We start from the raw sequence: 13,045 nt of genomic DNA on the forward strand, positions 1-13,045 counted from the left end.
GTCTATCTCAGCCTGCTCAGTCACGAGTTTAAACAATTATTCATAACCGTTTGAGACAAGTCTTGGACGGCTCAAAACCTGCCTTCTGTCAGAATTTTCCCAATTCAAACAGGTGCAACGGTGGGCAATGTGCTCACCGTTTTTTTGTCAGGTTTACAGGAGTCGGGAAATGGTCGACCAGAAGCAGGATGCTGTGGAGCAGGATGCGCGTTCTGTTGCTCGTATTGAAACCAGGGTGGATGACACGTTGTTAAAAAGCGTGGCTTGGATCTGCAAACACTACAAACGCGAGAAAAGTGAAGAAGCGCTGGTGGCGGGTTTGCCAAAAGCGACATTGCTCTCACCATCACAAGCCATGACTGCGCTGGAAAATGCCGGCATTACCGGCGGTATGGTCGAACGACGTCTGCAGGATCTTCCGGAACAGTTAATGCCGATGATACTGCTGCGCAAAGAGGGCGGCGGCTGTATTGTGCTGTCACGCCGTATTCACACCAACGAAGAGAATCAACGTGAATTGCGTTTCCAACTGGTGATGCCAGAAGTGAGCGCTTCAGCCGTTGAGATGAGCCTGGCAGAACTCAATGAGATCTACGCCGGCTTCGCCGTGATGGCGAAACCTGCTGCGGTGGTTGATGAGCGTGCCAGTGAAATGTTGCCAGAGGTGAAAGGCCATTGGCTGTTTACCACGCTGTGGCGCTATCGCCGCTATTACCGCAGCGCCGCAATTGCGGCGGTATTGATCAACGTCCTCGGTCTTTCCAGCATCTTTTTCACCATGAACGTCTATGACCGTGTGGTGCCCAATCAGGCCTTCGTAACGCTGTGGTCGCTGGCCATTGGCGTCACCATTGCGATGGTTTTTGAAGCCGTTACGCGTTTCGTACGTGCGCATCTACTGGACATGGCCGGTAAAAAGGCCGATTTAGTGCTTGGCAGTATGCTGTTCCGCCAGGCGCTTTCCATCCAGATGGAGCATAAACCGGCTTCCTCAGGAACCTTTGCGAACCAAATTCGTGAGTACGAATCGGTGCGTGACTTCGTGGCTTCCGCCACGCTGGCGGCGATTTCCGATCTGCCCTTCATTCTGATGTTTGTTGGCGTGATCTTCTTTATCAGCGGCCCGTTAGCAATCATTCCGCTCATGATGATCCCTTTGATCATCATCGTCAGTGCCGCGATCCAGTGGCCATTGGCACGCATCATGAAAGAGAACTTGCGTGACGCCTCGCTCAAGCAAGGCGTATTGATCGAGTCGGTTGAAGGCATGGAAACGCTGAAAGCGGTGGGCGGTGAAGCGCACATGCAGCGCCGCTGGGAAAACTTCAGTGCACTGCAATCAGCTAACTCAATGAAATCAAAACGTTACTCGACGCTGGCAACCGGCGTGGTGACGTTCCTGCAGCAGTTCCAGACCGTGATGTTGGTGGTTGCCGGTGTTTATCTGATCAACGAAGGCACGTTCACCATGGGTGCGATGATCGCCACCGTGATGCTCGCCAGCCGCGCCACCGGCCCGCTCGGCCAGGTTATTGGTTTGGCAGTGCGTTATCAGCAGGCAAAAGCCGCGTTAACTTCGCTGAACAAACTGATGGAGATGCCCGTCGATCGTGACAGCAGCAAAACCTATCTCACTGATCCACCGTTGAGTGGTGAGATCACGCTGACTAACGTCAACTTCTCCTATCCAGCACCGCCAATGAAGCCGAACCCGGAGATCCTCAAAGATATCTCGTTGAGCATCAAAGCCGGAGAACGCGTCGCGATTCTCGGTCGCATCGGTAGCGGTAAATCCACCTTATTACGTGTGATGGCGCGACTCTACCAGCCGGTTAAAGGTCAGCTTTCAGCCGATGGGTTGGACGTAAACCAGATTGATCCAGCGGACTGGCGCAAAGCCGTTGGTTTTGTCGGGCAGGATGCGCGTCTGTTTTATGGCACGCTGCGCGAAAACGTGATGATTGGGCGCCCGGACGCCACTGCCAATGAGCTGTTGCGCGTGCTGAACCTTACTGGTCTGGATCACGTTGCCGCACGTCATCCAAGCGGGATCAATTTAACGGTCGGCGAGGGCGGTGAAGGCCTGTCAGGTGGTCAGCGTCAGTTGGTTTCTCTGGCGAGAACGCTGCTGACGCGTCCAAAAGTGCTGCTGATGGATGAGCCAACCAGCGCCATGGATAGCATGACTGAAAACCAGTTCCTCACGCACTTACGTCGTGCCAGTGAAGGACACACGCTGATCGTGGTAACGCATCGTCCATCCATTCTGGCGCTGGTCGATCGCATCATCGTAGTGGAAGAAGGAAAAGTGGTCGCGGACGGTCCTAAAGATCAGGTACTTGCCGCGCTGGAAGGGAAAAACAAAGCCCGTCCGCAGCCGCGTAAGGCTGCTGAACCGGCAGTACCTGCGTCAGCGCCCGCTAACGATGCTTCGGCAGTGTCTGCGCCGAAAGAAGCAGCACAAGAGGAGGCTGCAGTATGAGCAAGTTAATGCCATGGCGTAAGAGCGAGAAAGGTATGTCCGCTGCTGATGCCGAATTTATGAATGACGTGCAGGCATCTCTGCTGTCACAAACCACGCCCGGTTCCAAGCTGGTGATGTGGATTATCATCGCGGTATTAGGCATAGGATTAACCTGGGCCAATTACGCACGAGTCGAAGAGATCACCAAAGGCGATGGCAAAGTCATCTCACGCAGTCGTGAACAGGTCATTCAAAGCCTGGAAGGCGGCATTCTGGCAGAGATGAATGTGCGTGAAGGTACGGTAGTGGATCCCGGAGATGTGCTGCTGAAGATTGACCCAACGCGTGCCCAGTCCAGCTATCGCGAAGTCCTGAGCAAAGTGGTGGGTCTTAAGGGCAGCATTGCGCGCCTGCGTGCGGAAGCGTATTCACTGCCACTGGCGTTTGATGAGCAGGTGAAGCGCGATCCGGCTGTGGTGGCGCAGGAAACGAAAGCATATGAATCGCGTAAACGTGCGTTAAGTGACAGCATCAACTCATTGCAACGCAGTTACGCACTTTCAATGCGTGAGATTCATCTGGCTGAACCGTTAGCGGCCAAAGGGCTCTTGTCGGAAGTCGAACTACTGCGCATGCAGCGTCAGGCCAATGACATTCAGGCGCAAATTGTTGAGCGTCGTAACCGCTATCAATCTGATGCCCACACCGAGCTGGGACGCCTGGAATTAGAACTGAGCCAGGTGAGCGAAAACCTTATTGGTCGTGCCGATATCGTTGATCGCACCACGATAGTGGCGCCAGTGCGCGGTACGGTGAAAAACGTGCGGGTAAACACGATTGGCGGGGTTATTCAGCCAGGTGAGCACATCCTCGAAATCGTTCCTCTGGAAGAGCAGTTGCTGGTGGAAGGGAAAATCCGTCCGTCTGATGTCGCCTTCCTGCGTCCTGGTTTACCGGCCAAGGTGAAAATCACGGCCTACGACTTTGCCATATACGGCGGGCTTGATGGGCACGTTGAATACATCAGTCCAGATACCCTGAAAGACGATCAGAAAGCGGCCAGTGGACGCCCGGATGATACCTACTATCGCGTACTGATCCTGACGGACAAAAGCACGCTGCATGCGGGTAACAAAGATCTGCCAATCATTCCCGGCATGATCGCCACCGTCGAGGTGCGCACGGGTGAGAAAACCATTCTCGATTACCTGCTGAAGCCGGTCCTGAAAGCTAAAGAAGCATTCCGCGAGCGTTAATAATCATGAAAAATAATAACAAGATGCGCTACGTACAGGCGCGTCATCTCTCTCTGCTTGCCGTTTGTATTGCGGTGGTGATGGCACCGGCGGTCAACGTAATGGCTGATTCTACCAGTGAGTTAATGATGTTTGCAGAGATGAGCGGCCAGCGTCCAGCGGTACCGGCTCCAGCGGCGGTGCGAACTCAGCCCTTGCCGGTTCATGTGGCACCGGCACCTGCGGTAAACATTGCGCGACCAGAGATCGCTGTGCCAGCGCAGCAGCCGCTCTTCGCTGAAAGGCAGAAACCTGCGACTATTATTACTCAGCCGGTTCAGCCGTCAGTTGCGCCGATTGCACCGCATGCGATAGCGGAAGCTCCGCAACAGTTTAAGGTCATAGAGCATGCAGCACCGATCAATGCCAAACCGAGCCAGCCGGCTGAAATTCAGGGCGGCGGTTTCCTGACTGAGGAACAGCGTCGTCCTGAGCCACAGCCGTTCAATCCGCTGCAACCGGCGCGGAAAGTGAGTCAGCCACAATCTGCGCAAACAGCGACTCATGCTCCAGTGGAAAGCCCACAGGCAAATATCAATTTTGTAAGCACGCCTTCAGCCGATGCTGCAGTCACGACTTCTCCGGTTACGCTAAGGGGCGGGGCTAATGAAACGGTTGCCGAAAGTGAAATTCGGCAAAAGTTTCTTTCGGCTGCACGCATTACCTGGCGTATCAGTCCGTCACTGAAGTCCTATATCGCTCAGGGCGATGCGGCTGAAGCCAGCGTAGATGAAGCAAAAGGCCAGCGCTGGCCGCAGGTTGATGTCAGCGCCGCATCCGCCACCAAAAAGTTTGGCAGTGGCACGAAGAATTATGAATACCAGGGGAATACGCCATCATTAGGTGTTTCAGTAGCGACCAACCTTATCGACTTTGGCCAAACCAGTCGCACCATTGAAAGCCGCGAAGAGCGCGTTAAGTCAGCCTTACAGGCGGTGCAGGCACAGCGTGAAGATCTGGCGATGCAGGTAAGTAATGCATTGATTGAGTGGAATAAACAGCAGCACGTCATTGCTATCAGCAAACAATATCTGGGGCGTATGGCAGAGCTGACCAAAATGCTCAGCGGCATTGTTCAATCAGATACTGGACGTCGCAGTGAACTGACGCAGGCGAAAGGGCGCTTGCTGCAAGCGCAAAGCTATCTGGAAAATGCCGAATCACGCGCACGTGATGTAGAAATCACCCTGAATCGCCTGATGGGCAACAGCCGCGTGACTTTACCAGCCAGTGATAAGTGGGCGCTTTCCTTTGGCGATTTAAATCGCCAGCTGACGAGTCTGGATGTCCATCCGCTGATCTTGCGCGCCAGCGCCGAAGAGCGAGCGGCCTTCAAAGAGGCGGAGGCGATCAAAGCTTCTGGTCTGCCAAAGCTCAACTGGACGGTGAGCAAAAACACCCGTGAAGATCAGCTTGGGCGCCAGCAGGCATGGCAAACCGGCCTCAACGTGAGCTGGGGCTTATTCCGCGGCGGTTCAACCAATGCACAGGAAATTGCGGCGATTAAACGCGCCGAAGCGAGCCGTCAGCAGGTGCAAGAACAGCGCCGCGATCTGGAAAACCGTGTGCGCGCAGCCAGCCAGAATGCACACTCAACAGCGGAACGCGCCGTGCTGTATAAAAACCTGATTGTGGAATCCGACCGTATTCGTAAGGACTTCTTTGATCAGTGGTATCACTTAGGCCGCCGTTCATTGCTGGACGTACTGAGCGCAGAAAGCGATTTGTACAACAACCAGGTCAGTGAAGTCAGCAACCGTTTTGATAGCTATGCCGCCATTATCAGCGGATATGCTAACTCCGGCACGCTGAGTCGTTGGTTGACGACCGGACGATAAACTGGCACATAAACCCGCTTCGGCGGGTTTCTTGTCCTTAACCCAACGTAAACGAACGGGCTTTTTGAGTTGGCAACGCGGCGCAAACCACTTTAGAATCGCGGCGAATTTTTACCCAAGAGGAGAACGGCATTGGACACTTGTCCCACACGATTACAACAGGACCTCGCGGTAAGATAGCTTTTACGCTGTCTTAACTGCGCGTTAAGACGGTTGATTTCCTCCCAGAATCACCCCTTTTCATAAGCATAATGCAGCTGATTCCCAGCGGTATTCGCACTGTCTGTAATCCATTTTTAACCTGTTATTCCGCAAATAAAGAGTTGTGGAGTGAGGTCTATCATGGATTGGAAAATCTTTTTACTGCGCGTCACCGTCGCGCTGGTTTTGGGCGCACTGATTGGCAGTGAGCGCCAGTTACGTCAACGCATGACCGGATTGCGCACCAATGCGCTGGTCAGCACCGGCGCATGTCTCTTCGTTCTGATGACACAAAGCGTGCCAGGCATCGCCACCGATGCGTCGCGTGTTGCAGCCTATGTGGTATCCGGTATCGGTTTCCTCGGCGGAGGCGTGATCATGCGTGATGGCTTAAACATCCGCGGATTGAATACCGCCGCCACCTTGTGGTGCACCGCCGCCATAGGCGTGCTGTGCAGCATGGGATTGCTGTTGGAGGCGACGATCGGCTGCATGGTGATACTGTGCGCGAATATTCTGCTGCGTGAATTGGCTTTAGGAATTAACCGTCAAACCATCGTCTCAGCCGCAGAAGCGATTCAACACTATAAAGTACAAATCATCTGCCTCGCGCAGGATGAAGTTCAGGTCCGCAGCTTGATGCTGCACACGCTCGGCGGCAGCGGCCTACGACTACAATCACTGCACAGTGAAGATATGGATCCGCCGCATCGCATGGAAGTAAATGCCGAGGTGATTGGCAATCCGACGTTAACCGACCAGCTTGAAAGCCTGGTGAGCCGCATTAGTCTGGAGAAAGGCGTCAGTTCGGTAAGATGGCAGGTGAGTGAGTTGGAACGGGATTAGTCTTTTGGCAAACGTGACGCCATTTAATCGCCACTTTGAATGAAGAAGAAAAAAGCCACCTTGAGATAGGTGGCTTAATAATATGAATTTATTCGCTAAATTGGTGGCCCCTGCTGGGTTTGAACCAGCGACCAAGCGATTATGAGTCCCAATTTGAAGCGATAAAAATCAGTAACTTACTGATTTTTATCTTTTCTTTAGGCCGAATAGTGATGAAAAGTGGCACATAGCGTTGCGCTCTGCTGCCACTTTGCTGCCACTTCCAACCATGCTTTAGCGTGTCAAAAGCCAAACCTTATTGAAGTAGAAATGGATGTGGTTACTGAAATCACATTTCATCATAATAATTTCTTTTAACAATACTAATATAAGAAAGCATGGCGATTTGATTGTTTCACTGACAATAATTTTTTAACGATTATAGCTAAAATGAATTTTACCTCTGTGGTGTGCAGTCAACATGTCATTATTTTCCCAGCTTGGTAAATCATTAACAAGAGAACCTTCAATAGGAATATTATGATAAAAGTTACTTACAATAAACTGCATGAACATTCTAATGCAAAGAGGTGTTTTGACGGGTATTCTGCAGTTCTCGTTACTAATGTGTAAATGCACATCAGGGTGATCGTCTTTTTTATCGTCAGGCATAACTGAAAAATCAAAACGTAACGGGCTTCTATTATAAATGCCTTTTAAACTGATGGGGTAGCTAGCTTGAGGGTTGGTAATGTGCTCCTCCAAAACATTACTGTTATCACTCATGATGTTTTGTATTTTAAATATAATTTCATCAATTTCTTGTATGCCAGTAACATCTATTGGAGAGGGGTACCAACATAGTCTATGTCCAACAACCTCATTTCTTTCGAGTGTATATGATAATTGAAGTAATGAGCCATCAAATAATACAAGAGTATACTGTGAACACGATAGAAGCGTGATGTACTCTTCGAGAGTAGAAAATTCATTATCTTTTAAAACAATATTTTCGCTATCCCAGCTCACCAATGTTTTATTACTCTTCATTTGGCGTATACAAGAGCGATTAGAGCCTAAAGATAGGCCAGCACTATCCCATTCTAAGCACAGTTTGTTTAAATAACTGACCATTACTTCAGGCCTAATCATTTTAATTACTCCCCAAAAATTTTTCTAATGTCTTCTGGAACATCATCAAGTGTTAATTCGCCACTTTTCAACATCATTTTTATTCTTTTTATTTGTTCGAAACTAGTGGCTAACTCACTGCGCTGCTCTTCACTTCTATCTCCGTAAGTATTATCCATTGCATCCATTTTATCAGCTTGAGGATAATCGAAAGATAGCCTGAAGTTATTTTCAACAACGCGATTGTATTCATTGATCAAAACGTCCATGCTGTCTCCAACTCCACAGACTCGTAGCCATGCTTTAGTTCTTGTTATCGCTGTAAATAATGAGTTTCTTTTCTTACCAAGTTCATACCCACCTTGATAAAATTGTGAGTTCATTACGTATACCATTGCTGCCTCATTACCTTTTGCTCTATGAATGTGCGTAATGGCTACTGAATTTTCTTTGAAAATAACATCTCTACTCGTGTCTTTTCCAACAATGTGGCAATTTATATTTAAATTTCTCAACTCATAAATTAAATGTGCAGATTGTTTAGGCATTGTATATGGAACTGGATATATCACTAATATATCACTTGCCTCAAGCTCTTGGTTTTCCAAATTTTCCTTAATTTGATTGGCAACCCACTTGGCCTGTTCTTCATTTGATTCATATTTATTAACAATTATTGCATTATCAGGATCTATGAGCTCATAAAAGAAATCGGGAGTTCTATCTCGAGCTCTTTGTAATGTAACTCCAGATCCAAGTCTTAAATCGCCACCTACAGTTTCAAATCCAATATTATTCCAAAATGAAGGTTCTCTAAACATTTTGACTAATCCATCTTGACGATAGATTCCTAATCCAAAACTTAATGCTAGTGTAAGTGTCCATGGTGGATTTCGATAACAAATTGGTAATAAAACATCTTGCTGAGGCTTGTCTTTTTCATTCTGTAGTGTTACGAATGGTATAGAATTTGTATCTGCACCAAACAATTTTTCAGGAGGTAACATTTTATACTCTCCTAAATTTTGCAATTCATCATAAGCCCAAACTACTCTAGTTGGTTCTTTTGTGAATTTGTAGACTAACTTAAAAAATTCTTCAGGGAAGTCTTGGGCTTCATCGATTAATACATAATCATATATTGGTTGGAAGTTTTTATCCCCAACAAATTCCAATAATTCTTTACAGATCCCTTTAAATGCATCATCTCTCCCAAACTTTGTTTCAGCAGCAGACCAGCTCATTGAAGCATAGCCAATATATTTACAAATTTCAGAGTATACACCTTGCTCTGCACCACCCCATGAATGCTGTATTGTTAAAAAAGAATAATCTGGCTCATCTTTTTTATGGTCAAAGTAAAACTTTTCAATGAGTCTTTTAAATTGTTGATAAAGCGTTCTACTCTGAAAGGTTACAACTATTCTTTTATTTTCTTCAAAAGCATGCAGATAAGCGGCCTTCATCGCCAGAATTATAGTTTTCCCAGAACCCGCAAGGCCTCTTATTCTTTGTGGTTTATCAGGGCTTTCAATTGCAGCCTTTTTCTGCCATGCATCAAGGTTAGCAATTTCCTTTTCAATTCTCTTCATTACACCGCCATATGAATCTTCACGTGTAACATTATTTCTTTTTTTTGCTGGCTTTAATACATCTGTTTTTTGAATGGTGGCATTTATTTGTTTAAATATAGAAGGGCTAATTTCATCGAAAGAGGATATTTTATCTTTCAAAGAATCTATTGTTGAAAAGGAGTCGTCGCTTTCATCGTCACTTCTAATAGTTATTACTTTTATTTCAAATGCAAGCTCTCGCCTGTTTAATAATTCTTTTTGAGAAAGGAACTTTTGGAAGACGCCGCGATATAACTCGTCTTGATAGCTAAATATTTTTTCATTGTCACTTTCAGTGAAGTTTGTCAAATCAAAAATAACAACGCCAAATTCTTGAGTAATAAGCATCGCGTCTGTAAGTACTGCTTCATTGCCAGAGTCAAACATTGGGTAGCCAATGTACAGAGTACCTTCAGCTTTCAGTGTTGAAAGACACTGTACTAGCTCATCCACAGCAACAGGATTACTCTTTTTACCAAAAACGACATCTAACATAATATTCTCCTAAATAAAAAATTTATCAAAGATGACTCGACAATGAATATATCCTAATGTATTCATGCATAATTACATTTTGTTGATTTTTTTCAAGTTAATCTTCGGTCACTAGATCAGACCTACTAAATTTTATTTAGCGGGTTAAGCAATATTGCTTCCGAAAGATGATCCGGAGCAAAGTGTGCATAACGCATCGTCACTTTAATATCCGTGTGCCCCAATATCCGCTGAAGCACAAGAATATTACCCCCGTTCATCATGAAATGAGAAGCAAAGGTGTGGCGCAAAATATGGGTAAGTTGCCCAGCAGGTGTCTCGATGCCAGCGCGTTGCATGGCCTTTCTAAAGGCTGAATAGCATGGCTTAAAGAGCACCTGTGCTTTCCTGCTGGATGGCAGATCAGCCTGTAATTTCTCAGTTATCGGCACCGCTCGGTTTTTCTTGCCTTTAGTTTTAACGTAGATGATCTGACCGGCGCGGATTTGGTTCCCCTTCAAGCCTTCGGCCTCACTCCATCGTGCGCCAGTTGCTAGGCAGATTTTCACAATGGTAGTTAAATCTTTAGAACGGCTGTTCTCACATTCGGCGAGGAGGGTTCTGATTTCCTCAATGGTGAGATACGCCATCTCAGATTCACTGATTTTAAACTCGCGAACGTTCTCTAACGGGTTCGGTGCGGTCCATTCATCTAACCGGCGTAGCTCGTTAAACATCGCCCTAAAATACGCCAGCTCTAAATTGACCGTGCGAGGCGTAACAGTCTTCACTCGAGTGGAGCGCGTGATCTTCCCGCTTAACCGCTGCTCGCGATAAGACGCAAAAATTTTTGCGTTAAACTCGGTTGCGAGTGGGTTTCCCATCGCCTCGCAGGCGAACGCCATTGTGGTTCGCCGCTTCTCACCATCCGCCAGCGTAATACCATGCGTGTTGAACCACAATTCAACCAGCTCAATTACCCGCCGCTTATCTGCTTTCTCTCCCAGCCAGGGCTTATCTTGAGCCTGTTCTTTTACGAACTTCTCATAGGATTGTGCTTCGCCCTTCGTCGCAAACTGGCGGCGAATCCTTTTGCCGTCACGGCCGTTTGGGAAAACCTGTGCCTGCCATTTCCCGTTGGGTAATTTGTTTATCGCCATTCCATGCCTTAAAGGTATTCGGTTCGGGTGATCACTTTGCCTAAAACCACGATGTCACTTGATTGGCATTCAAATGACGATTTCCCATTTTCGACACGTATTCTTCCACCGGGAAAGCGTACCAGTTCTCGGATGCTGACTAACTTATCAATCTCGATAAGCCATAACCCATCGACGATCTCGCCTTCATAGGTATCAACCAAATAAGTGCTTCTGTCTGAGTTGATCACAAACGGGGCGTTTAAGCCTTCGGGTAGTGATGCTTTATCCAGAATGAAATCATCCATGGTCTCTAAAATCCCATTTGAGATTTTTTTATGTGTCGCAATCACAACACGGGATTCCTCCACTTCCATAAAGCGTGCACCTTTACCTGTAGTAAGCCAGGTAAGTGATGCTCCCGTTTCCACATGGCAGATGATCACCCAGTCAGCTGGGAAGGTATCGCGGGCTGAACGGTTGGCTAACGTGCTTTGCGAAACGCCCAAATGGGTGCATAACGCCTGACGGCTGCTGAATCCGTACGCTTCAACTAAACGAAGAATCGCGTCTTTACCGCCCCGGTTACTCTCTACCGCTTCACGAACCACTTTCGCATCATGGCGATTTGTGTTTTCTTTCGTTGACATATCCGATTTGTGATCCTATTCTTCGGTCTGTGATGAGATGAATAGCGTTTAATAGTGAGATCTAATACCTAAACCGAGGAATACTGCATCATGACCCGTAAACTTTCAATGCGCCCATCAATCAATCTGGTGATTTCGGAACCGTACATTACTGTCGAAGAGTTCTGCCGTCGCACTGGTTACAAGGAAGGTACAGTTCGCCAGATGTACCGCGAGAACCGTTTGCCCATCAGGAAGAAAGAGGGCTTAAACGGACTTATCGAAATCAACATGGTTGCTCTCACTATCGAAGCCGCTGCTGGCTGCGAAATCACAATGCAGGCTTGATACATCCATATTGGGATAACGTGAGGTATTAAGCATGTTTGATTTCAGTGTCTCCACACATAGCCATTTTGATGAAGCGTGCCGCGAGTTTTCCGCAAAGCACAACATCATCCAGCTGGCTAAAAAGGCGGGGCTTAATCCGCAAACCATCCGTAACAAGCTAAACCCGGATCAGGTCCATCAGCTTACCGTTCGTGAAATGCTAATCCTGACCGACCTGACGGAAGACTCAACGCTAGTTGATGGCGCATTGGCTCAACTGCAATGCCTGCCATGTGTGCCGGTAAACGAAATCGCTCAGGAGAACTTACCGGCTTATGTCCTCAAAGCTACCGCCGAAGTCGGGCAGTTAGCCGCGGGCGTTGTGAGTCAGAAGAAATTTACCTCGGCCTGTAGGCGCGGATTTGTGCAGAACGTTAATGCCGGCATTCGTTGCCTGACGTTAGCTGCGATAGCTGTTCAAACACGCGTGCATTCAAACCCTGCATTGGCTGGCACTGCAGATGCATTAAGCGGGATCGGCGCATCGATAGGGGTTGTTTAATTATGGCGTTTTCAGTAGCACCGCTTCTAAAACGGCAAAGCCCTTCACATGCATTCGGTCACGGCTGGATAGCAGCTGAAAATGGCAGGCGCTGGCACCCGGCAAACTCTCAAGCCGAATTGCTGGCAGGTTTAACTGGCAACAGGAAAAAAGTGACATGGCTTACAAAGCTGAAAGCATCACTGTTCAAATGAGCGCTGGGCAGCGAGTTAGCGCGCTTAATCATATTGCCGCACTTCGCACCATGATGTACGGCGATTGCGGTAATGAGTTAAAGCGGTTCATCAGTGAAATGCGTAATACTCGTGATCCACAGTACGAACAAAATAACCGGGCGATGAGTGCCATTTTCTTTCTGGCAAACATCAATAAAGAACGTCACAACGTTGAATACAGTGAATTGACGAGTGACGAAATTACCGCGCTGATAGGTGCAATGAATCACTTTCGCGCAGTCGTGAGTTTATTTCCTAAGAAGCTAACGCTTCCAAATTAATTAAACCGAAAAAATAAATGGCGTAAACCCGCCGGGCATTTTTTTGCC

12 protein-coding genes are annotated in these 13,045 nt (G+C 47.8%); 8 read left to right on the top strand and 4 right to left on the bottom strand.

The window, feature by feature from the left end; translation table 11 throughout:
* The first annotated feature begins 169 nt into the window (after window positions 1–169).
* From PanJK_RS08160 to PanJK_RS08175, 4 genes are all read left to right on the top strand, one after another.
* Entirely contained in the window at window positions 170–2,482 is a 2,313-nt protein-coding gene (locus PanJK_RS08160) for a type I secretion system permease/ATPase (protein ID WP_265298780.1), read from the top strand.
* The gene (locus PanJK_RS08165) at window positions 2,479–3,720 is read left to right on the top strand and encodes an HlyD family type I secretion periplasmic adaptor subunit (protein ID WP_256697530.1); all 1,242 of its coding nucleotides are present in this window, start codon (window positions 2,479–2,481) and stop codon (window positions 3,718–3,720) included. The genes PanJK_RS08160 and PanJK_RS08165 overlap by 4 nt, the downstream gene beginning before the upstream one ends.
* A 5-nt stretch (window positions 3,721–3,725) precedes the next feature.
* On the top strand, window positions 3,726–5,597 hold the full coding sequence (locus tag PanJK_RS08170) for a TolC family protein (RefSeq protein WP_265298781.1): 1,872 nt from the start codon (window positions 3,726–3,728) through the stop codon (window positions 5,595–5,597).
* A 342-nt stretch (window positions 5,598–5,939) separates the two neighbouring features.
* Complete coding sequence (locus PanJK_RS08175; protein ID WP_008103447.1) at window positions 5,940–6,644, top strand: MgtC/SapB family protein; 705 nt, start codon at window positions 5,940–5,942, stop codon at window positions 6,642–6,644.
* Window positions 6,645–7,055: 411 nt separating this feature from the next.
* Here PanJK_RS08175 and PanJK_RS08180 read toward each other — a convergent pair whose 3' ends face one another.
* The 4 genes from PanJK_RS08180 to PanJK_RS08195 form a co-directional block, all read right to left on the bottom strand.
* Complete coding sequence (locus tag PanJK_RS08180) at window positions 7,056–7,775, bottom strand: DUF2290 domain-containing protein (protein ID WP_265298782.1); 720 nt, start codon at window positions 7,773–7,775, stop codon at window positions 7,056–7,058.
* Window positions 7,776–7,780: 5 nt separating this feature from the next.
* Window positions 7,781–9,862 carry a DEAD/DEAH box helicase gene (locus tag PanJK_RS08185; RefSeq protein ID WP_265298783.1) on the bottom strand — a complete coding sequence of 694 codons (2,082 nt, stop codon included), beginning with the start codon at window positions 9,860–9,862 and terminating at the stop codon, window positions 7,781–7,783.
* Window positions 9,863–9,987: 125 nt separating this feature from the next.
* Window positions 9,988–11,001, bottom strand: a complete 1,014-nt coding sequence (locus PanJK_RS08190) for a tyrosine-type recombinase/integrase (protein WP_265298784.1) — start codon at window positions 10,999–11,001, stop codon at window positions 9,988–9,990.
* A gap of 8 nt (window positions 11,002–11,009) precedes the next feature.
* A complete protein-coding gene (locus PanJK_RS08195) occupies window positions 11,010–11,630 on the bottom strand; it encodes a phage repressor protein CI (RefSeq protein WP_265298785.1) in 621 nt (206 codons plus the stop codon).
* Window positions 11,631–11,720: 90 nt separating this feature from the next.
* On the opposite strand from PanJK_RS08195, the gene PanJK_RS08200 reads away from it, so the two are divergent.
* Genes PanJK_RS08200 through PanJK_RS08215 form a run of 4 tightly spaced genes read left to right on the top strand, consistent with a single transcriptional unit; the run spans window position 11,721 to window position 12,997 of the window.
* The gene (locus tag PanJK_RS08200) at window positions 11,721–11,957 is read left to right on the top strand and encodes a hypothetical protein (protein WP_034911927.1); all 237 of its coding nucleotides are present in this window, start codon (window positions 11,721–11,723) and stop codon (window positions 11,955–11,957) included.
* 34 nt (window positions 11,958–11,991) lie between these two features.
* Window positions 11,992–12,501, top strand: a complete 510-nt coding sequence (locus PanJK_RS08205; RefSeq protein WP_265298789.1) for a phage regulatory CII family protein — start codon at window positions 11,992–11,994, stop codon at window positions 12,499–12,501.
* 2 nt (window positions 12,502–12,503) lie between these two features.
* On the top strand, window positions 12,504–12,695 hold the full coding sequence (locus PanJK_RS08210) for a phage filamentation protein Fil family protein (protein WP_265298791.1): 192 nt from the start codon (window positions 12,504–12,506) through the stop codon (window positions 12,693–12,695).
* Window positions 12,659–12,997 (top strand): DUF5347 domain-containing protein, encoded by a 339-nt coding sequence (locus PanJK_RS08215; protein ID WP_110867358.1) that lies wholly within the window; start codon window positions 12,659–12,661, stop codon window positions 12,995–12,997. The genes PanJK_RS08210 and PanJK_RS08215 overlap by 37 nt, the downstream gene beginning before the upstream one ends.
* Window positions 12,998–13,045: the final 48 nt, after the last annotated feature.

Source organism: Pantoea sp. JK, assembly GCF_026130245.1.
Taxonomy (GTDB): Bacteria; Pseudomonadota; Gammaproteobacteria; order Enterobacterales; family Enterobacteriaceae; genus Pantoea; species Pantoea trifolii.

Excerpts from the sequence above, each read along its gene's own strand:
- PanJK_RS08205 (WP_265298789.1), top strand. The coding sequence starts at position 11,992 with ATGTTTGATTTCAGTGTCTCCACACATAGCCATTTTGATGAAGCGTGC.
- PanJK_RS08215 (WP_110867358.1), top strand. The coding sequence starts at position 12,659 with ATGGCTTACAAAGCTGAAAGCATCACTGTTCAAATGAGCGCTGGGCAG.
- PanJK_RS08165 (WP_256697530.1), top strand. The coding sequence starts at position 2,479 with ATGAGCAAGTTAATGCCATGGCGTAAGAGCGAGAAAGGTATGTCCGCT.
- PanJK_RS08175 (WP_008103447.1), top strand. The coding sequence starts at position 5,940 with ATGGATTGGAAAATCTTTTTACTGCGCGTCACCGTCGCGCTGGTTTTG.
- PanJK_RS08170 (WP_265298781.1), top strand. The coding sequence starts at position 3,726 with ATGAAAAATAATAACAAGATGCGCTACGTACAGGCGCGTCATCTCTCT.
- PanJK_RS08160 (WP_265298780.1), top strand. The coding sequence starts at position 170 with ATGGTCGACCAGAAGCAGGATGCTGTGGAGCAGGATGCGCGTTCTGTT.
- PanJK_RS08180 (WP_265298782.1), bottom strand. The coding sequence starts at position 7,775 with ATGATTAGGCCTGAAGTAATGGTCAGTTATTTAAACAAACTGTGCTTA.
- PanJK_RS08190 (WP_265298784.1), bottom strand. The coding sequence starts at position 11,001 with ATGGCGATAAACAAATTACCCAACGGGAAATGGCAGGCACAGGTTTTC.
- PanJK_RS08200 (WP_034911927.1), top strand. The coding sequence starts at position 11,721 with ATGACCCGTAAACTTTCAATGCGCCCATCAATCAATCTGGTGATTTCG.
- PanJK_RS08185 (WP_265298783.1), bottom strand. The coding sequence starts at position 9,862 with ATGTTAGATGTCGTTTTTGGTAAAAAGAGTAATCCTGTTGCTGTGGAT.
- PanJK_RS08195 (WP_265298785.1), bottom strand. The coding sequence starts at position 11,630 with ATGTCAACGAAAGAAAACACAAATCGCCATGATGCGAAAGTGGTTCGT.
- PanJK_RS08210 (WP_265298791.1), top strand. The coding sequence starts at position 12,504 with ATGGCGTTTTCAGTAGCACCGCTTCTAAAACGGCAAAGCCCTTCACAT.